The organism is Spirosoma daeguense (genome assembly GCF_054776875.1).
In genome coordinates this window covers 26855-46475 of sequence record NZ_BAAHBF010000002.1, presented here as the reverse complement: position 1 = coordinate 46475, position 19621 = coordinate 26855, and the positions used below count along the sequence as shown (strand labels likewise).

The 19621-nt window shown below is 46.3% G+C and carries 16 protein-coding genes; 4 read left to right on the top strand and 12 right to left on the bottom strand.

The window, feature by feature from the left end; all coding sequences use genetic code 11:
• Nucleotides 1-15: 15 nt before the first annotated feature.
• The 4 genes from ACYVD4_RS05095 to aac(6') form a co-directional block, all read right to left on the bottom strand.
• Entirely contained in the window at nt 16-465 is a 450-nt protein-coding gene (locus ACYVD4_RS05095) for a putative periplasmic lipoprotein (protein ID WP_460943092.1), read from the bottom strand.
• A gap of 149 nt (nt 466-614) precedes the next feature.
• Nucleotides 615-1250: a response regulator gene (locus tag ACYVD4_RS05090; protein ID WP_460943090.1), complete on the bottom strand. Its 636-nt coding sequence runs from the start codon at nt 1248-1250 to the stop codon at nt 615-617.
• A gap of 37 nt (nt 1251-1287) precedes the next feature.
• On the bottom strand, nt 1288-3264 hold the full coding sequence (locus ACYVD4_RS05085; protein ID WP_460943088.1) for a tetratricopeptide repeat-containing sensor histidine kinase: 1977 nt from the start codon (nt 3262-3264) through the stop codon (nt 1288-1290).
• Between the two features lie 76 nt (nt 3265-3340).
• Nucleotides 3341-3808 carry an aminoglycoside 6'-N-acetyltransferase gene (gene aac(6') / locus ACYVD4_RS05080; RefSeq protein ID WP_460943086.1) on the bottom strand — a complete coding sequence of 156 codons (468 nt, stop codon included), beginning with the start codon at nt 3806-3808 and terminating at the stop codon, nt 3341-3343.
• An 80-nt stretch (nt 3809-3888) separates the two neighbouring features.
• Between aac(6') and ACYVD4_RS05075 the strand changes: the two genes are divergently transcribed.
• Nucleotides 3889-4557: a hypothetical protein gene (locus tag ACYVD4_RS05075; protein WP_460943084.1), complete on the top strand. Its 669-nt coding sequence runs from the start codon at nt 3889-3891 to the stop codon at nt 4555-4557.
• Nucleotides 4558-4561: 4 nt separating this feature from the next.
• Here ACYVD4_RS05075 and ACYVD4_RS05070 read toward each other — a convergent pair whose 3' ends face one another.
• The 5 genes from ACYVD4_RS05070 to ACYVD4_RS05050 form a co-directional block, all read right to left on the bottom strand.
• Entirely contained in the window at nt 4562-4708 is a 147-nt protein-coding gene (locus tag ACYVD4_RS05070; protein ID WP_460943082.1) for a hypothetical protein, read from the bottom strand.
• 64 nt (nt 4709-4772) lie between these two features.
• Nucleotides 4773-6104 carry a sensor histidine kinase gene (locus ACYVD4_RS05065; RefSeq protein ID WP_460943080.1) on the bottom strand — a complete coding sequence of 444 codons (1332 nt, stop codon included), beginning with the start codon at nt 6102-6104 and terminating at the stop codon, nt 4773-4775.
• 313 nt (nt 6105-6417) lie between these two features.
• Nucleotides 6418-7848 (bottom strand): hypothetical protein, encoded by a 1431-nt coding sequence (locus tag ACYVD4_RS05060; RefSeq protein ID WP_460943079.1) that lies wholly within the window; start codon nt 7846-7848, stop codon nt 6418-6420.
• A gap of 225 nt (nt 7849-8073) precedes the next feature.
• The gene (locus tag ACYVD4_RS05055; RefSeq protein ID WP_460943077.1) at nt 8074-8856 is read right to left on the bottom strand and encodes a LytR/AlgR family response regulator transcription factor; all 783 of its coding nucleotides are present in this window, start codon (nt 8854-8856) and stop codon (nt 8074-8076) included.
• A gap of 93 nt (nt 8857-8949) precedes the next feature.
• Complete coding sequence (locus ACYVD4_RS05050; RefSeq protein WP_460943075.1) at nt 8950-10155, bottom strand: sensor histidine kinase; 1206 nt, start codon at nt 10153-10155, stop codon at nt 8950-8952.
• A gap of 502 nt (nt 10156-10657) precedes the next feature.
• On the opposite strand from ACYVD4_RS05050, the gene ACYVD4_RS05045 reads away from it, so the two are divergent.
• Both ACYVD4_RS05045 and ACYVD4_RS05040 read left to right on the top strand, forming a co-directional pair.
• Nucleotides 10658-11818: a hypothetical protein gene (locus ACYVD4_RS05045; protein WP_460943073.1), complete on the top strand. Its 1161-nt coding sequence runs from the start codon at nt 10658-10660 to the stop codon at nt 11816-11818.
• A 294-nt stretch (nt 11819-12112) separates the two neighbouring features.
• A complete protein-coding gene (locus ACYVD4_RS05040) occupies nt 12113-14518 on the top strand; it encodes a glycoside hydrolase family 65 protein (RefSeq protein ID WP_460943071.1) in 2406 nt (801 codons plus the stop codon).
• 69 nt (nt 14519-14587) lie between these two features.
• On the opposite strand, the gene ACYVD4_RS05035 is transcribed toward ACYVD4_RS05040, so the two are convergent.
• The 3 genes from ACYVD4_RS05035 to ACYVD4_RS05025 all read right to left on the bottom strand — a co-directional run bounded on the left by ACYVD4_RS05035 (nt 14588) and on the right by ACYVD4_RS05025 (nt 17902).
• On the bottom strand, nt 14588-15937 hold the full coding sequence (locus ACYVD4_RS05035; protein WP_460943069.1) for a sensor histidine kinase: 1350 nt from the start codon (nt 15935-15937) through the stop codon (nt 14588-14590).
• A gap of 526 nt (nt 15938-16463) precedes the next feature.
• Nucleotides 16464-17351, bottom strand: a complete 888-nt coding sequence (locus ACYVD4_RS05030; RefSeq protein WP_460943067.1) for an NmrA family NAD(P)-binding protein — start codon at nt 17349-17351, stop codon at nt 16464-16466.
• A gap of 65 nt (nt 17352-17416) precedes the next feature.
• Entirely contained in the window at nt 17417-17902 is a 486-nt protein-coding gene (locus ACYVD4_RS05025) for a PPC domain-containing DNA-binding protein (protein WP_460943065.1), read from the bottom strand.
• A gap of 418 nt (nt 17903-18320) precedes the next feature.
• On the opposite strand from ACYVD4_RS05025, the gene ACYVD4_RS05020 reads away from it, so the two are divergent.
• A complete protein-coding gene (locus ACYVD4_RS05020; protein ID WP_460943063.1) occupies nt 18321-19598 on the top strand; it encodes a TolC family protein in 1278 nt (425 codons plus the stop codon).
• Nucleotides 19599-19621: the final 23 nt, after the last annotated feature.

Here is a 19621-nt window from a genome sequence, read left to right as displayed (position 1 = left end):
GGTAGGGAAGCAATCTTATTTTTTTGCGTTGAATTTGAGTTCCAGCGTTTCACCTGACCGGGCATCGGTTTCACTCAAATTGAAGATGATATTATCGCCGTCGGCATCAGCTACTTGTTGCCCGTCTACGTAAAGGCCATATACTTTTCCGCGTTTCCGTACCTCTACGTTACTGATATCGATAGAGGCATCTTGCTGGCCCGTTGCTTTTAGGGTGAGTGTCAACGTAACGTTGTCTTCCGAGGTTGGATCTAATACGACGGTTCCTGAAACGGTTGTTCCCGATTGAGTAATCGGTAATTTAGGCAAGTCGATTTCGTCGGTCCCCCCTACGTAGCGAAACGAAGTGAGTTGATAGGAGCCTGCCACAACTTCGGCGGCATTTTGAGGTTCGATTTTGTCTTCTTCTTTTTTACAAGCTGCGAACGTCAACGTAACGAATAGGAAAAGAATGAGCTTTTTCATGATTTTTGGTCGTTTTGCAGAGCGATTACCGTCAATCGCTGAGGCAAAACTACCGGCCAAATCAAGGCCCATCAATACCGCATTTGTATGATTTTAAAGTGCGAATGAGTGAAAGAGCGAAATGCTGACGAAAACTATTTTTTCGCTCTTTATTTCCTCCCCAAGTACTTATTCACGGCTTCGACCTTCGAGTGAACCTGAAGTTTTTCGTAGATATTAAAGATGTGTTTACGTACTGTAGTAGGGCTTACGAACAGTTCTTCAGCAACTTCCTTGTGGCTGTGCCCTTTAGAAAGGCGGTCCAGAATTTCGCGCTCACGGGGGGTTAATACGTCCAGTTCGTTTGGGGCAGATGGACCTGCATGGAAGGAAACGGCGATTTTTCGAGCAATGGTGCTGCTCATGGGCGATCCGCCTTCGTGCAGTTCGGTGATGGCTTCGAGGAGTTTATGCGGTGGACTTCGTTTCAGAATATAGGAGTTAGCACCCGCTTTGAGGGCTTCAAAAACGGTTTCGTCTTCGTCGTACATCGTACACATCATAAACTGCGTGCTAGGGCATTTTGGCTTCAGTTGCCGCACACAGTCGATGCCGTTCATACCGGGCAGGTCGATGTCCATAAGTACTACGTCGACACAATGACCTGACAAATAATCAAGAGCTAATTCGGCCGTTTCGAATGTAGCCTGACACATGAAACCATCGGCACCATCGACCAGAATGGCCAGCGACTGACGAATGGGTTCTTTGTCTTCAACAATGGCAACGGTTATGACGTTTTTCATCTGGCAATATTGGCCGTTTTTTCGATTCGAAACTATACTACGTTTGTAGTATTTTCGGAACAGATACGCGTGGATACGGGTAGATAATTTTCACAGAAGTACCCTCTGAGGAAGACGAAATCTCACAACTCCCCCCCGATTCTGCCATCCGCTGCCGCATGTTGCCCAACCCGTTCCGTAACGAAGTCCCCTCATTGGGCACAAACCCCTGTCCATTATCACACACCTCGATAAACAACTGATCCGATTCGGCACGTATCGTCAGCCTCACCTGAGTAGCCTGAGCGTGCTTCACAACGTTGTTGAGGGCCTCCTTCACCGTCAGAAATACGTTACGCCGATCCACGCCACGCATCGAAATTTCAAGAGCTGAGTCCACTACGTCGGTCTTCAAGCGAATCGAGGAGTTCTCGATAAACTCGCTGGCATACGACCGCGTGTAAGCAATCAGCCCGTTGAGACTGTCATTCCTGGTGTTCAACGACCAGATGATCTCGTTCATACTGGTGACCATCTCCGCCGAGATGCTCGATATTTTCTCTACTTCAGGCGTGGTGTGGACACCCATGCGGGTTTTGACCACTTCACTCAGCAAGCCAATGGCCGTCAGCGATGCCCCCAGATCGTCGTGCATTTCTTTGGAAATGCGGAGTCGTTCTTTCTGCTGGCCCTGCAACTCCGATTGCACCACCGCCAGCTCGCGTTCGCGTTGGGCAGCCAGCAGGGCATTGTTAGCACTACGCTGGCGCTGGCGACTGTAGAGGTAGGCGAAGGCCAGTCCTCCCATGACGACCAGTGCGATGAGTCCGGCGATGAGCAGCCACAGATTCTGGCGTCGCTGTTTTTCCTGAAGCTGGTTGATATGCTGCTGTTTGTGAGCCAGTTGCTGACCCGCTTCGGCTTGTTTGAGCTTTAGCTCATAGTCCTGTAGTAAATCTTTGGTTTCCTGATTATTCAGCGAATCATCGACACCAATGTATTTATCGAGCCATTCGACAGCCGATTTATAATTCCCTAATCCCTCGTTGGCTACCGCATATTCGCGGTAAATACTTCTCAACTCGGTTAATCCTGCTTTATTTTTCTCCGCAAGGGCATTCGACTCATCCAGTAATTTTTTAGCCGCTGCATATTGTCGCATTTGGCTTCGGGTTTGCGCCAATGTCATCAGCAGATGAAGTTCGTGCCGGGTGTTTCCTAGCTGACGGCTGAATCGTAGGGCTTCTTGGCGATAATAGAGTGCCGAATCGTAGCGTTGAGCTACTCCATGTTCAAACCCGATGTTGTTGTATAAATTGACCTTAAAATCAAGGTCTGTCGGGTCAATCCATTGTTTGGCTTTCTGATAATTTGCCATCGTTTCGCGGCTCTTTCCCATATCACTGAACACCACGGCCATACTGAAATAATCGGAAGCAATTGACCGTCGGTCGGCTTTATCTTCCGTCCATGTCGTGTCGAGAGCAAGCGATTTTCGGTAATGCTCCAGCGCTTTTTCATACATTTTCTGCTTGCCATAAATGTATCCCAGATTCTGGTTCACCACCGCTACGTTGCGCAAGCTCCCGATCTGTCGCATGAAATGAGCCGCCTGCTGATAATTTGGAATGGCTTCCTGAAAACGGCCCATAAACAGAGCCGTATTCGCCATCGCAAAATAGCTTAATCCCAGATGTCGCTTTGAGGTGTCCTGTTTTGCCTTCTGAACAGCCGCCATGGCAATTTTTCGGGCTTCGTCGTGCTGCCCCATGTTGTTGAGCTGATACGCCAGAAGCCGGATACTCTCAAAATAGCCCTTCGTGAAGTTTATTTTTTGGGAAAAGGCAAGCGCGTTTGTGTAATGTTCAAGTGCTGCTTTAGGCTGCTGGGTTTCAATAGTTTCACCTTTTTTCAGCAAACTCATTACGTAGCTGGTATCGGTCGGGTTGAGGATCGATTGTCCCAAGCCAGTCGTGTCAGACAAGCCTAGCATCAACAACACCAATAGCAATTGTTGTCTGACCAGCGAGAGCATAAAGTTGAATGCTACGTTTCAAAACAAATATAAATGAACGTGCCGATTTTGCTTCTCAAACCTGATCTATTGGAATTTATATCGACTTGATAAAATAAACGACACGCTCAACCTCGTCAAAGCCAGCCCGTTTGTGAAATGATTGCCCTAACGCATTTTCCAACAATACGTCCGATGCCAGTTCTGTACACCCCTGCAAACTGGCCCATTGTTCAGCCTGTCTGACAAGAGCTTGCCCAACACCCTGTTGTTGAAACTCCGGCACTACGTAGATACCTTCAAGATAAGCCACCGGACTCTGTAAGGCTCCCGGTACGTAGTCGATCCGGAGAGAAAGATTCATAAAACCAATGGCTTTCCCTTGGTTATCTCTGGCAATGAACCCAGCCTGTTTGGGCGATTGCTGAATATCACGTAGCGTTTCTGTCATTTCTTCTTCCGTATCGTCGGGCCAGAGCGCCAAAGCCAGACGGAGCCAATCCGGAAAATCCGCTTCATTTACTTGGTTGATCTGCATATAGGGAATTAAGTGTGGACTATTCATAAAAAAATAACGGTGCCGCCATAATAACCTGACAGAAGGAGAAGTTAGTTTTGTGCACTTCTTTACTCAGCCGCTAGTTTATGAAAAAGCAATTTTTTACTTTTTTTAGTCTGGTAACTCTATTTATCTCAAACGCTACGTTCGCCCAACGACAGGAAATTTCTATTTCGCCAATTGGCTTTGCGTTACCCCGAAATCAACTGATTCAGTACGAACGCTACGTTAATAAATATCATAGCATCACATTGTCAGGAAGTTATAATGAAAATCCGCGCGGTTATTCGTTACTCCCTCCTCGTACCGAGCGTTTTCAAAATGCACGACTGGCCGCTGGTTACCGTTACTACGTTCCAGATGTTGGTATCGGCGACGAACTGACTATGTTCGGTTCAATACGTGCGGTTGTCGATTATTCATCACTGAAACTCGCTTCTGACGCACGCTTTCCGATCCCGACCGATTCGCTACGTGCCGCAGGTTTTTCACTCGCTCCCGAGCTTCTGTTTGGGGCAAAAATAACCATTGTAAAACGGGTTACGCTGACCGGAGCCATTGGCGGACAATACTTCCTCAAGCTATTCCCAACTCGTCAGATCACTCAGAATCAGGGCTACTGGAATGCGTTTTACTGGACTAACGATAATCAGGACGCGCAATTTAAACGTAATCAGGTAATGAATTACCGTCAAGGCTGGTACCCTTCGGTTCAGGTTACAGTAGGTGTGGTACTTGGCAAACAACGCGACTAAACTGCTACCCATTCGTTTTTGCTGAAGATTGCTCCACAAATCCTTTTGCCAACATCCAGGCGGCCAGAAACAATTGATTGAGGGCCAAAGGAGCCAGCAGTAAATTACTCGGAGGCAAATCGAACATATCGAGTAGGATTCGGATAGCCATTACGGGCAGTAAAAAAACCAAATCAATATAAACGGCGGAAGTAATCGGAACCGATACGTTCCAATCATTTGATGAGCGGTAATGCAACGACAAATGTGTCGGTCGTTTCTTCAACTTTGGGGGCTTCCTGACCCAGTAACTGATACTTCGACAGGATATTCAGGAGTCCTTTCTGGGTGGAATTCAGTCGATTAGCCGACTTGCGCTGAAGTGTATTGCTAACACTCAGCCAGCCATTGGCACTGGTTGTCATGCGAATCTGTAACGGTTGGTCGACTGAAACGATATTATGTTTCACTGCATTTTCAAGCAACAACTGCAATGTTAACGGTGGCAGTTTGTAATCTAGGAAAGGCTCACCAATATTTTTCACCAGATCGATACCAGCACCATAGCGGGTTTTCAGTAAGTGATAATACGAATCGATAAAAGTCAGCTCTGTGTTGAGCGTAGTGAGTTCGTTATTGTTGTTACGTAGCAAATAGCGGTATACCGTCGACATTTCATCGACAAATCGTTCGGCTTTATCGGGTTCCGATGCAATCAGCGATGAAAGCGAATTAAGACTGTTGAACAGAAAATGCGGATTGAGCTGCGCCTGAAGTGCCATCATCTGCACAGCCGACATTTGTTTCTGAAGTTTTTCAGTAATTAATTCCGATTCAAGATGCTGGCGTTGATGCAATTCGCGCTCGCGGGCAAGGCGCTGTTCCATGATGGCACTTTTAATTGCACCTCTTCGTTGACGATAGCCCAATACTAACGTAAAACAGATTAGCTCGGCCAGAATACCAAATTCGAAATACGTTAATGGGGCAGCCAGAACGGACTGATCTTTTTCCCACGAGGGGCCAAATAATGTCAATGCCATCGATATTACCCCACCCGCCAGAATAAATCCCGACCCTAATGCTACGTAGCGGGGTGCTACGCCATTGAGCCGGTTTATTCGCCAGACACCGTAGCTCGCCAGGCCAATCATAAACAGCCGCATACCTGTATGGGCGACGCTATAAACTGTACTGTACCATTCATCTACCACAAAGCACAACACCGCCATAAATACGATATAGGCCAGAATGATCACTTTGGTGATATTGAAAATTCGAACCAGATCGGGCAGACGTTTTTTGAGCTGAATCAGAGCATCAGCAAAGTCGAAATAGATAAAATAACCCAGCATTGGAGCCGCTACACGTACAAAATGCCAGGTGTTTGCCGATACGTACTTGTTGATTTCATCGACTCGTAGCCCAAAGTAAACCATCCAGGTAAGCATATACAGCGTGTAGAGACCATAAAGCCGCTCACGGTAAATGCCCCACTGCACAATGTTCAGCAACAGGATAGAACTAACCATCCCTGTGAACAGCAGATTCCAGGTGGCAAACGTCATTTAGTAATGTCTTCTAGTTAGGAAAGAAACCCTAAAAATGATTATTTTTCATTGCTGGGACAACCACAATACCGATGAAACGGTAAAAACGTCCGATGAAACGGTAAGTACTTCATTTTTTTCGTAGGTTGAAATATATTGGTTCAATAGATAGGCTACAAAAGGAAAGAAAATAGGCAAAGGCTGGCGTTTTGCTTCGGAATGAACTGTGGCGACGCTGATAATTATAGTAAAACTGCCACTCGGCCAACTAGTCTTTGCGAATCTCTTTTTCTCCTCCGTGTCGCTCTATGGCACAACTCGTTTATACTATTCATTTCTTGCGTAGCTCGCTGATTTGCTGGCGTAGCTCCGCTAATTCGTTTTGTTGAGACGTATGCTGTTTCTGTTGCTCAATCAGATACAAGGTCAGTTCCTCTACTTTTTCCAATAGTTTTGTGTTCAGTGTGGCTAGATCAACGCCTTCTTTGGTTACCTCGGCAGCGCTGGGCAAGCCAGAGAGATGCTGATTAGTCTGCACAAAATTGGCAACTTCATGTAGCGGAGCCAGCCGGTACGTTGGCGAAAATACGTAATCGGCCCATTGTGTTTCGGCTCTCGCCTGTAACCGCACCTGATCTGCACCGACCGTTGGTCGATATAAACCCACTCGTCCCTGATCGTCTACGCTGAGTAATCGGCTGGCCGTTTCTACCGATACATGATTTGACAAGTTGGCCAAACGTAACCCGCTCTGGCCCTGTTCGGCCGCAGTAAGCACTAGGTAATCCATGTCATCGCTTTGCAACTGTACGCGCTGGGCGAATTTTAGCGACCCTTTGTTACGAATGTTGATAGTGCCGCGCACATCGAGCGGAAAGGCTGGGGCTGTTACGCCGATGCCCACTTTCGTGCTTTTAGTAGTGTCGCCCAGCACAATGGCGTTACTGGTGGCTACAAGGGCGTTGGCTCCTATAGCCGTTGCATTCGTCAGGCTGATTGCGCGGGAAAGTGCATCAGTATTGTTGCCCAGAAACGTATTATCCGTACCGGTTACGCTGTTCAAACCCGATCGGGTGCCAGCGAATACGTTTCCACTGCCTGTGGTATTCGACATACCTGCCTGATAGCCCATAAATGCGTTATACTGGCCCGAAGTGTTGGCATAACCTGACTTAAAACCCAGAAACATATTCGCGGTTGCCTGAGTAACGTAACCCGACTGAAAGCCTACGAATGTATTTTCGTGACCGTTATTATTGTTGTATCCAGCTTCAAGACCGATGTAAATGTTGTTACTGCCTTCGCGATTGGCACCACCCGCGTACCTGCCCAAAAATACGTTATTACTGCCGCCACGAGTTTCAATTCCTGCTCGGCTACCCATAACAACATTGTTGCTGCCCGACGTAAAATACCCTGTAGCAAAGCCAATAAAGGTATTATCGAAACCATTAGCAGCGTATCCCGCTTCTTCACCAACGATCACATTCCGACTACCCGTTCTATTAGCGTATCCTGCCTTTGCGCCTGAGAACACATTTTGTTCACCACTTGTGTTTTCGAAACCCGCGTAATTGCCCATAAACACGTTCGACCAGCCGGTAGTGAAATTTCTCCCCCCCGCCGAAATGCCGACAATGGTATTGTACAGGCCCGGCGAATTTACCGAAGGGCTTGTTGCTACGTAGTTCTGATTTTGAGCCAGCATGCTTTGAGTTGAGCCCATTCCAATAGCAGCAATTAAGAGGAAACGTAAACGCATGGTTGTTGGTAGCTTTTGTTGTTGGTATAAAAGAGAGGAAGTTCATAACATGGCATTGTCTGTTCGCGACTGACCATATCGTATTGTGAAACGTATCTCGTTCGACACAACAAAACTGGAGTTGATACTCCCAAACCCAACCCATAGATTCCATGAAACGGAAAAAGCCGCTTATGAAGCGGCTTTGCTACCTGAACGACTACCCGATTTACTAAGACAATTAAGTCAGCGTTGTTCGAGCCAGTGCATAAATTCGCCCGCTTTGGCTTTGCTGATGATAATCGGCTCCGGAGTGGGCTGGTGCAGCCGAACGGCGAGTTTACGGTTGAAGTAAGGCTCGAACTCCCGAATCGCATCGAAACGAATGATATACTGGCGATTAGCCCGAAAAAACTGATTTGGATCGAGTAGATTTTCGAGCTGATCGAGAGTATAATCGAGGGCAAACTTTTCGCCCGACGACTTGTAGAGCCACACTACGTCGTTTTCTGTATAAAAACAGGCAATATCGGCCACCGAGATTGGATAATATTTCCCCCGATGATTGACCAGAAAACTGGACCGACGGTTGGGACGTAGCTGCTCAATGAGCCGTTGCAAAGGCTCGTTCAGGTCGGGTTTGGCAAGAGCAGGCGTATCGCGCTGGAAATACGTTTTAAGAGCCCGGAACTTAGCCAGGCTGCTTTCAATGGCTTTTCGGTCGAATGGTTTTAGAATATAGTCGATGCCATTGGTGGAGAAAGCCTGCATGGCATATTCATCGAAAGCCGTACAGAATATAACCGGGCAACGTACCGGAGCCTGTTCGAATACCTCAAAACTGAGTCCATCGGCCAGTTGAATGTCCGAAAAAATCAGGTCAGGACTATCGTGTGTTTGCAGAAAATCAACCGCATCTTCAATGGTTTCGAGCGAAGCCAGTATCGTAACCGACGGGTCGATGGTTGTGATGTAGTGTTGCAGTTCTTCGGCTGTAATAGCCTCATCTTCAAGAATCAGAACGGTCATAAGGGCTGAGACGGATTTTTAATGAACAATGGACAATGAAAAATGCCTTATAGTTGATTATCAAGAGGGTTGTTATACATTGTTCATTCTACATTATTCGTTGTCCATTCTCTTGGGCGGAATGATTGGCAAATAAACGGTGAAAAATTTCTCATCCTGCTCTACCCGCAAGGGCGTACCGCATAGATGTTCGTAACGACGGGCCAGATTCTCCAAACCAACGTGATTGCTCGATTGAAGCGATTGCTTGGGTTGTAGATTATTCTGGAATAAGACCAGTCCGTCTTGCTCGGTTACGCTTACATAAAGTTTCCGATTCTGTGTCAACACGTTATGTTTTACACAGTTTTCCATCAGCATCTGAAGGGTTAGCGGAGGCAGTACCGACCTACGGGTTTCGGGCGATAACGTAATCGTCAGATCAACAGCATCGCGGAAACGGTTTTTGAGCATGAAATGATACGATTCGAGCATCACCAGTTCATCGGCCATTACTACGTCCTGTTTGGCATTGCTTTGCAAAATATACCGGTATACATCGGCCAGTTTGATCAGGTATTCTTCAGCATCTTCGTTTCCGGTACGTATCATTCCTTTCAGAATATTCAGCGAATTAAACAGAAAATGCGGGTTGATCTGCTGTTTGAGCACTTCGTACTTAGCCTGAAAATTTTCTTCCTTTAATTTGGTTATGAGTCCCATAGCCTGTTGTTGCGCTAATGCTTTTTCAACACCCCACGTAGTAAGCAACGAGAAAGCTACAATGAGCAATCCCCGCACCTGAAGCACTCCCGCAAAATTGGTCGTGCCCGTATTTTCCATCTGATAAAACACATCCAGTGTCGTCCAGATACGTATCATTCCCTCGCTGATGAGCAGACAGATCAGCACCCGGACCAGGAATTCATAGTCGGGGTTAATGAGCTGATAGACAAAAGGCAAACCCCGTCGATTATTGATATAGATATTGAACATCCAGATCAGCATCGTAAACAGAAACGCCATTCCAAAAGCAAACAAGGCTACTTTCGATTCGGGTCGAGCGTCGATAACTTCAAAAAATAGCAACGAAATCAAGCCCATAAACAGGCCCGTAACTACCGAAGCCCGAACGAGAATTTTGTCGATTTCGCGCTGTAATCGTTCCCCCGAATGATCTTCCCTACTCAGTTGATTCATGTTCATGAACCGATGAAATGCCTTAAAGATAGAATTGCTCATAAGCCTGTAGGCCAGAAAAGAAGGTGAAGCGAACAATTTAAGTGGTGAACGGGCAATCTCTACTGCCCGAACGGACATGTTTCGCTACGTAGTGAACGGGTTTTGATGCGGGAAAAACACCGAGCGTAGTGCTATCAATGTCTTTTAAAAACACTACGTTGTCGGGGCAATGTGCAGGTTTAGGATAGATAGTCTAGCTGATACTAAGAAACGAACCGTTTAGTCACTTTTTGTGAGTGAGAGGATTTGTATTGGTAGTTATTTGTTTACTAATCAGAAGTAACAAATGTGAATAGTGCCCCTGGCTCCCGTAAAAAAAGAGTCAGGGTTTTTTTGTAGATGTGCTATGCTTTTCAAAAAATGGATGCGTTGAAAATTTGATTCGATAGTCAACTAAATCCTGATTGAAAGCCATGATAAAGCAGGTGCTGGAAAAGAAATCAATCAAGTATACACGAACTCATAAGCCCCTTCCATTCGGTTGGGGCTTTTTGTACTATCAGAACCTACCGAAAACTAAATGAAACCAGTTACAAATGCACGATCAGACTAGCTTTGGCAAAAACGAAAAATCTTTACTATGAAACTACCTCTGCTCGCGTTCTTGCTGTTAATCAATACCACACTACTGGCTCAGACTGTGAATTATGTGGTGAGAGCACCAAACTCTATAACGCCAGGTAATAATAATACATTGATTGGGCAACAGGTCGGTAATACAACAATGACGGGTTGGGTAAATACGATGATCGGTGCTTATGCTGGTGGCGACAATACGACCGGGAATTCAAATGTATTTTTAGGCGCTTATTCAGGAGAGTCGAATACAACGGGCAGCGCGAATACGTTTCTGGGATACTATACAGGCAAAAACACGACAACAGGGATAGAGAATGTATTTGGGGGACGGTCGGCCGGTTTTAACAATATTGATGGCGACGGGAATGTGTTTATTGGCACGTCTGCTGGCTTCCAGAGTAATTCAACAAACAATACTTATATTGGCACCCGATCGGGATACAATACAACTACGGGCATAAACAACGTAGTGGTTGGGCCATTCTCCGGGTCGGTTATTCAAACCGGTAGTAATAATGTTATGCTGGGTTTTGGCACTCAGCCCAGTAACGGCACAATTCAGAATTCAGTAGCCATCGGCGCCAACGCCAGAGTTGCTCGTAACAACGCCATTGTGTTAGGCGACCCTACCAATACCAGCATTGTCGTTGGTATTGGCACCAATGCTCCCCAATTTCCCCTCGATGTTAGAGGCATTATCAACCTACGTAACAGCGGTACCATCAAATTCAGCCACCTACTTAACCCCAATATCCGTAACGGCTTGACCGACCAGTTTCTGACGGTCAACGAAGAGGGTGAAACAGTGCTGGCCCGTCATCGAATCCGTATCGATAACGTGGCTCAGTGGAGTGATAAAGTCTTTGACCCAACGTATCACTTGCCCTCGCTGAATGAGGTAGAACGCTACGTTCAGTTACACCGACATTTACCCAACGTACCCTCGGCGGAGGACGTAGTGAAAGAGGGAGTTGACTTAGTGAAGATGAACGCTACGTTGCTGGAGAAGGTGGAGGAATTGACGCTTTATAGTATTGAACAGGAGAAGCACGTTAAAGAACAGCAACAGATTAATCAGCAACAGGCAAAAGAACTGGAGCTGCTTAAACAAAAACAGGCGCGTTTGGAGCAACTTGTCGAAGCGGTTTTGAAGCAAAAATAAATGGCTCCTGATCTAATACATTTATGGAATCTGAATCAGAGCAGGTTCAGTTAGTGTAGGAGAAAACTTAGGCCGCGAAATCTATATAGACCAACGTAGTACCACATTTTTATCGGGTCATATTGTTCACTGATTGCATCAGGAGGCTCTTTTTGTAACTGACCCGAACGTAGTACGTCTTAATAGGTATAATGAATCGAAGGAAATGCCGTAATTGCCTGTTTGCTACCCTTTCGCTAGCGTGTAAAATAATCCGGCCTTCCGATTAAATTCGCGTACTAATTTAACCTATTGATGAAACATTACCTGACGCAGGACCCCTGGAATATTGTTGAAGAAGGTTTTCACCGTGACTACAATGAAATAACGGAAAGCGTGATGTCGATCGGCAATGGTCGATTGGGCGGACGTGGTTCGTTTGAAGAAAAATATTCTGGAAAAACCATGCTCGGTCACTACGTAGCGGGCGTATACTATCCGGATAAAACCCGGGTTGGCTGGTGGAAAAATGGCTACCCCGAATACTTTGCCAAAGTACTGAATGCCGCCAACTGGATCGGCATCGACATCGATATTGACTACGAAACCCTCGATCTGAACACCTGCGAAGTACTCCAGTTCCGGCGGGTGCTCAACATGCAGGAAGGTTACCTCGAACGTCAATTCGTGGCCCGACTTAAAAGTGGTAAAGAAATAGAAGTTAACGCCAAACGATTTTATTCTATCGTCGATGATGAAGCCGGGGCAATACGTTACGCTATCAAACCGCTGAATTTCGACGCCAAAATCACCATTACGCCTTATATCAACGGCGATATTCGCAACCGTGACTCCAATTACGACGAAACCTTTTGGGATGAAGTACGGAAGGAAACGGCTTATGGTGAGGCTTATATCGAACTGCGTACCCGTAAAACCGGCTTCCACGTAGCGTCGGGTATGTGCGTAGAAATTGAGCAGGATGGCGTAAAAATCGACTATCAGTCGCAACCAATTAAATACGAGAAATACGTAGCAAACCGGATTTCGCTTGATTGCCAGCAGGGGCAGGAAACGGTTGTGTATAAATACGCCGTTAATCTGTCGTCGCTCAATTACGATTCTGATACGATCATTAAAGAGGCTCATCAGTACATCCAACGGATCACCCGAAAAGGCTTCGACAGAATGCTTGTTGAGCAGAAACAAGCCTGGGCCGATAAGTGGAAAATGAACGACATCGTTATTGATGGCGACGTAGCCGCTCAACAGGGTATCCGGTTCAATATTTTCCAGCTAAACCAGACCTATACCGGCGAAGATGAGCGGTTGAACATCGGTCCTAAAGGATTTACCGGCGAAAAATACGGCGGCAGTACGTACTGGGATACCGAAGCGTATTGTTTACCATTCTATCTGTCGACGGCGGATCAGAAAGTGGCGCGTAATCTGCTCATTTATCGGCACAAACAACTCGGGAAAGCTATTGAAAATGCCCAGAAATTAGGTTTTCGGGCCGGTGCTGCGCTTTATCCGATGGTGACCATGAATGGCGAAGAATGCCATAACGAATGGGAAATTACATTCGAAGAAATTCACCGGAACGGAGCCATTGCCTACGCCATTTTCGACTACGTTCGCTACACGGGCGATGAACAATATCTGGTCGAGTATGGCCTGGAAGTACTCATTGCCATCAGCCGATTCTGGAGCCAGCGCGTAAACTGGTCGACCGATAAAGGGAAATACGTAATGCTTGGCGTTACGGGACCCAACGAGTACGAAAACAACGTCAACAACAACTGGTATACCAATTACCTGGCCGAATGGACGCTACGTTACACCATTGAGGCCGTTGAGAAGGTAAAATCATTAAATCCTGAAAAATACGCCGAACTGATTGATCGGATTCATTTCCGCGAAGAAAAAGAAATCGAGAAGGCGACACATATTGTCGATAATATATACTTGCCGTTCGATCCTGAACGTCAGGTCTATTTGCAACAGGATGGTTTTCTGGATAAGGAACTGATGCCCGTTTCTGATATTCCGAAAGGTCAACGCCCCATCAATCAGAACTGGTCGTGGGATCGGATTCTGCGGTCGTGTTTCATCAAACAGGCCGACGTATTGCAGGGGATTTATTTCTTCGAAGACGAGTTCGATGTTGATACGTTACGTCGCAATTTTGAATTTTACGAGCCCATGACGGTTCATGAATCGTCGCTATCGCCCTGCGTACACTCGATTCAGGCATCGGTGTTGGGTATGAAAGAAAAAGCCTATGAAATGTACCTGCGCACTGCCCGACTCGATCTCGATGATTATAATAACGATACCGAAGACGGTTGCCACATTACATCGATGGCAGGTACATGGCTGGCAGTGGTAAAAGGTTTTGGAGGTATGCGCGTGACGACAATAATGCCTGATGAGTTTAAGGAAGTTATTAAAAAAGCGCGGCAAGAAAATAAGAGCAAGTGGGTAATCTTACCACCAGTACCGAAAAATTATCAATTGTCGCTGAAGCCATATTGTCCGGAAAATTGGCAGGCTCTGTCGTTTAAAATACGATTCCGGAGTGTGTTGCTAGAAGTAACAACAACTCAAAAGAACGTAACGATTCATAATTTCTCGGCTCAACCAATTACGCTTAACTTATACGGCGAAGACGTAACAATAGGGCCAGAAAGTCAGGAAACAACGCTGATACCAAGTTAAAGGCCACAACAGGCTCTAGCTGTTGGTAATGTAGCTAATAGCCAGAGCCTGTTGTGGAATATTTCTGCGTTACGTTGTCGTAGGCTCCAGTATTGGCAACGTAATACGGAACCAATCGTCAATTTCTTCAATAATCGGCTCCTGCTGATTCAAAATGCGGTATTTCGACGTAATATTTGCTAAACCTATTCCTGTTGATTCAACACGTAGCATTTTGCGCTGGAGCGTATTTTCAACAATTAAATGGCCACTATCTGCACTCCGAATACGAATGATTAACGGCTGATTCGGCAAAACAATATTGTGTTTTACGGCATTCTCAATCAGCAGTTGCAGCGTCAACGGGGGAAGCAACGCTTCCGTGTGAGCAGGTAGTACATCCACTTCCAGACGAATGCCCGCGCCGTGACGTGTACGTAGCAAATGGAAATACGATTGGATAAAATCAAGTTCAAGGCTAACGGTTGTCAGATCACTCTCTCGTTCCGACGTATCGTTAAGCCGATTGGCACGTAGCAAATAACGGTAAACACTCGAAAGTTCATCGACAAACTCACCGGCCTGCCGTGGACTTTCATCAATGAGCGACGAAAGTGTATTCAGGCTATTGAACAAAAAGTGCGGGTTGATCTGACTTTGTAGTGCACGCATCTGCACTTCGGTTTTTTCCTGCTTCAACCGTTCCATCTGTAAATCGGCTTCGAGGTGTTCGCGATGGTGTTGTTCGCGTTCGCTGGCTAGCTGTCCCTCTACCACCACTTTACGTACTGCTTCCCTACGGTGTCGATGTGTGATGCCTAACCCGAAAAAAATCAAATCAAGTACAACACCCGTTTGCACAAACAGATCAGGATGCTCCCAAAACGGCATTTGCTGGCTATAAATCGGCGAACGAATCAGTAATAACGTAGTGATGAGGTGATTAATTAGCAGTGAAGCCGTACCAGCCACAAAAAACCGGGCAACGGTATCTTTAGAGCGGTAAAAGGAAAACACAACGTAGCCGCCTACCGACATCAGCGCAAACCGTACAGGATGAATCAGTAAGTCATGAAGGGGAGATTTCCAGAAATCGGTGAACAGGTAAATGTATGTCTTCGTAACGATATAGAGTACCAGCAACGCCTGTACTCGCCTGATCCAGCGTCGGAATCGAGGCCGATCGCTTAAGTCAAGAAAAATTCGGGCAAGTTCCAGATACAATACGTAACCGGAATATGACAGCAGGACTTTGTAGAAATTACTAACGTTTTTGGGGAGGTTGAAATGATTAATTGTAAAATAAGCCGCCCAGATGAAGATGTAAATCGTATACAGACCGTAGATGCGTTCGCGGTACATAAACCATTGAACCAGATTGGCAATCAGCAGGGCCAGTGCCATACCCAGAAAAAGTGGAGACCAGGCTTCGTAGGTCATGGGTGGGTTTACTTCGGTTCAGTTCAGAGGAATACGAAAATAGATTAAATGCCTGAAAAGTAATATGTTGAGCAATTTAAGCGGATATACTTATCGCCAATGTGTTTGGAATGAACTGGCTGCCTATAGGTAATGCGGGGCGAAATAAGCAAATATTAACACCAGTAAACAGACACAACTGGATGAAACGTAGTAAAAAGTAGATGAACTGAACGTAGGTGTAGTTAAAGCTAATACTTCTGAATGCTACGTATCAGTTGTAGTGATTCAATTGCTACTCTACTATTAGAAAGGAAAACTATGTTTTAGCCCTTTTCCCGAAAGCTGCCAACCTACTTGTTTCCGTTTTTAGATGAATTGATTGCAATCCTAAAACGGAGACAAGCAGGCTGGCATTTTGCCTTGCAAAGAACTGTGGCGACACTGGTAATTATAATTAAACTGCCACTCGGCCAACTAGTCTTTGCGGCTCTCTTTCTCCTTTGTGCCGCTCTGTGTCACAAAATACTAAAGCTACGTTGCGTTGCTAACGTTCTGCCAATACAGCCCCAATTGGTGTCCATTGTATTTCTGGATAGCGCTTGTTATCAAGCGAATCGAGTTTAGTAACACCACTAAGCATATCGTGCAGATACTGCATTCCCTGCCATGCCGGAAAAACCTCATTTGGTTGTGGAGCTACAGTGTGTGCTACTTTAACCATGGCTTTCAATACACCTAGCCCACCCAAACGTAGCAGCTTGAACGTATCGCCCGTTGCTTTTTGAGCAGCCTGCTGTATATCACGAATGGTTGCAACCTGACCGGCGATCAGAAGATAACGGGGTGTTGATGCATCAAGAGCTGCCGCAGCGGTGAATTCAGCCGTATTCTGCACGGTCGTAAAATCCATCAACTGATGGGCATTTCCCCAATACATGACCCGATTTAGTTTGAAAAGAACCACAGGCGCCTGTCCCGTCAGCAAATCGGTAAACATACCATTCAGAATCGACGTAGCAGCAATGGGGGCTTTATCCAGCCGTTCATTAAACGTTCGTCGTAAATCCAGATTCCGGTTTTCGCCTTTGGGCAACCGACGGTAATCAATACAATAATCAGACGGTATGAATCGAGGAACACATGCATCTACAGCCGCCTGAAGCAGATTGGTCTGTGCATCAACAATAACCTCTCGCAATCCCGACAACGCCGAAACAACACAAGTGCCGCCCTTACAGGCCTCGGTAAGCAACGTAACACTATTGAAATCTACCTCAACAACCGTTGCTCCCTGCCGACGTAGTACGTTGGCAGCTTCGCTGTTACTTCCTTGACGTACCAGCACTTTAACGTTTGCGCCCCTTTCAATCAGCGATTGTGCGATACGTTGACCAAGATTTCCGGTGGCTCCGGCCAGAATAATAGATTCCATAGGTTATAGCTTACACCCCAACAGACAATGTGTTTACCAACATTGTTTTGCTACGTTATACTTTCTTACAACCGTAGTACCGCAGCACCTGTTGCCTGATCAGTCTCCCGATTTAGCTGGTTGGGATGAACAGTTATTGTAATTTCAACCGAGCCAGTGCCAACTTCCATTGCCAGAATATGTCCGCCGAAAGCCTTGAAATCTTTTCCCGTAACCACGCCATGAACGTGCAATGCTGGTTTTTCATCTTTCCAGGCAATACTGCCAGTCATACTGGCTAGTTCCATATCGCGCATAGCTTTGGGTTCGTAATCTTTCTTTTTGGCGTTCCAGAAGCCGAATGTTGGATGAACAAAACCGAAACCGATAAAACTGGCACTGGGAATTTTTTCGACAAGCGTCAGCTTTTCCAGTTCGGCCAGTACGTTGTCGCCCTGCCGGAGCACCATTACATAGCCGGTAGGTGTTTTAATGTATTTAGCTGGCGATTGGGCTTGTACAGACAACAAGGAAACGGTCAGCAAGAGCAGGCTTAGTAAGGAGATATTCATAACGTGATTATTCGTCGTTTTTTATCAGTAAGAAAGTCTTTTAAGCCATCAGAATAGCTCAACAACTTGAATTAGCTAAATCTTTTACCCTTACTACCACCCCCAACACCTCTTATTTTAGGAGGTGAGCTTTCTCAATGTCCAACACAGGTCTTTGATTCAAGTTCAGAACTAAGAAACAAGTTATCCTCGGTATGCTCCCTCCTGTTTTAGGAGGGAGGTTAGGGATGGTAAGCTGATTAACTCGCTCTATCTCAAATCGTCCTGAATCAATTCATTTTCCTGTTCAACGGCCGTGCATTAGCCCTGTTTTCTGTCTGTTTGGCCCCTAAATTTGTCCACTTCGCCCAGTTAAGCCCGATTGTTCGCATAGGCATCATCTACTTTTGGAGCACCGGCAAACAATCGCCAACTAATCATGAAACGAGTATTCATCGGGCTGTTTTTCACACTATTGAGCGGCCCATCCTTCTGCCAAATTCCTGCCGATTCGCTACGGCTAACGATACCTCAGGCCGAAGACCAGTTTCGTCGGCATAACCTCTCTCTGCTGGCAACTCGGCTGGGGGTAGATGAGTATCGGGGCTATGAGAATCAGGCCAAACTCCGCAATAATCCTTCGGTTTATATCGAACAGATGCCGTATAACCCACAATCGCGGGAGTTTATGCCAGTGAAACAGGGGAATTCGGAGCAACTCATTCAGGTTCAACAACTTTTATTACTGGCAGGCAAACGTAACAAACAACTGGCGCTGGCCACTACCAACACCAAACTGGCTACTGACCGTTTCGATGATCTGGTTCGTACGCTTTCGTCGCAGCTCCGTTCTACATTTTACGATCTTTATTTTCAGCAAAAAGCGCTGGCTATTTACGAGCAGGAAATCAATACGTTGAGCCAGACCGTAACCCTGTATCAGCAACAATACGACAAAGGCAACGTGCCGCTTAAAGATTTGGCCCGGTTGAAAGCTTATCTGTTCAACCTGTCGAGCGAACGCCAGCAACGTCTGGCGCAACTCACCGACGATCAGACCACGCTGAGCGTTCTGCTCAACGTAGCACCCGAACAACCCATAAAACCCGTAATGACAGATGCCGAGGTCGGTCAGCAATACGACCTCGGCAAGCTGTCGCTCGATAGCCTGATGGCCGCTGCCGAACGGAATCGTCCTGATCTTCGCGGCTATCACGATCAGACAACAGCCGAGAAGCAAAATCTAACGTTGCAAAAAGCAATGGCTGTTCCCGACCTGACGTTGCAGGGAACCTACGACCGAAACGCTGGCTATATTCCAAACTATTTTGGTTTGGGGGTAGGCATCTCACTGCCTTTTTTCAACCGAAATCAAGGTAATATTCAGGCCGCAAATGTTCGTATTCAGAGCAGTCAGCAGGTGGCTTCAGCCTATCAGCTTCAGGTAGAAGGCGAACTGCAACGGGCACTCACGAAAGCACGTCAGGCCGATAATCTATACCGAACCTTCGATCAGCGGTTCAACAGCGATTTCGGCCGACTCATCGACGGAGTTACCCTGAATTACCGCAAACAAAACATCGACGTAGTAGAATTTCTGGATTTTCTAGATTCTTTCAAAACCTCTCAACTTCAGTTTATTCAACTCCAGAACGACCGGACACAGCGGTTCGAAGACCTTCGTCTGGCCACAGGAACCAACCCATTTGCCAACTAAGTCTCTCAAGATCAATTGCCTTC

Excerpts from the sequence above, each read along its gene's own strand:
- ACYVD4_RS05045 (WP_460943073.1), top strand. The coding sequence starts at position 10,658 with ATGAAACTACCTCTGCTCGCGTTCTTGCTGTTAATCAATACCACACTA.
- ACYVD4_RS05030 (WP_460943067.1), bottom strand. The coding sequence starts at position 17,351 with ATGGAATCTATTATTCTGGCCGGAGCCACCGGAAATCTTGGTCAACGT.
- ACYVD4_RS05020 (WP_460943063.1), top strand. The coding sequence starts at position 18,321 with ATGAAACGAGTATTCATCGGGCTGTTTTTCACACTATTGAGCGGCCCA.
- ACYVD4_RS05035 (WP_460943069.1), bottom strand. The coding sequence starts at position 15,937 with ATGACCTACGAAGCCTGGTCTCCACTTTTTCTGGGTATGGCACTGGCC.
- ACYVD4_RS05070 (WP_460943082.1), bottom strand. The coding sequence starts at position 4,708 with ATGGCTATCCGAATCCTACTCGATATGTTCGATTTGCCTCCGAGTAAT.
- ACYVD4_RS05090 (WP_460943090.1), bottom strand. The coding sequence starts at position 1,250 with ATGAAAAACGTCATAACCGTTGCCATTGTTGAAGACAAAGAACCCATT.
- ACYVD4_RS05065 (WP_460943080.1), bottom strand. The coding sequence starts at position 6,104 with ATGACGTTTGCCACCTGGAATCTGCTGTTCACAGGGATGGTTAGTTCT.
- ACYVD4_RS05025 (WP_460943065.1), bottom strand. The coding sequence starts at position 17,902 with ATGAATATCTCCTTACTAAGCCTGCTCTTGCTGACCGTTTCCTTGTTG.
- ACYVD4_RS05040 (WP_460943071.1), top strand. The coding sequence starts at position 12,113 with ATGAAACATTACCTGACGCAGGACCCCTGGAATATTGTTGAAGAAGGT.
- ACYVD4_RS05060 (WP_460943079.1), bottom strand. The coding sequence starts at position 7,848 with ATGCGTTTACGTTTCCTCTTAATTGCTGCTATTGGAATGGGCTCAACT.
- ACYVD4_RS05095 (WP_460943092.1), bottom strand. The coding sequence starts at position 465 with ATGAAAAAGCTCATTCTTTTCCTATTCGTTACGTTGACGTTCGCAGCT.
- ACYVD4_RS05085 (WP_460943088.1), bottom strand. The coding sequence starts at position 3,264 with ATGCTCTCGCTGGTCAGACAACAATTGCTATTGGTGTTGTTGATGCTA.
- ACYVD4_RS05050 (WP_460943075.1), bottom strand. The coding sequence starts at position 10,155 with ATGTCCGTTCGGGCAGTAGAGATTGCCCGTTCACCACTTAAATTGTTC.
- ACYVD4_RS05055 (WP_460943077.1), bottom strand. The coding sequence starts at position 8,856 with ATGACCGTTCTGATTCTTGAAGATGAGGCTATTACAGCCGAAGAACTG.
- ACYVD4_RS05075 (WP_460943084.1), top strand. The coding sequence starts at position 3,889 with ATGAAAAAGCAATTTTTTACTTTTTTTAGTCTGGTAACTCTATTTATC.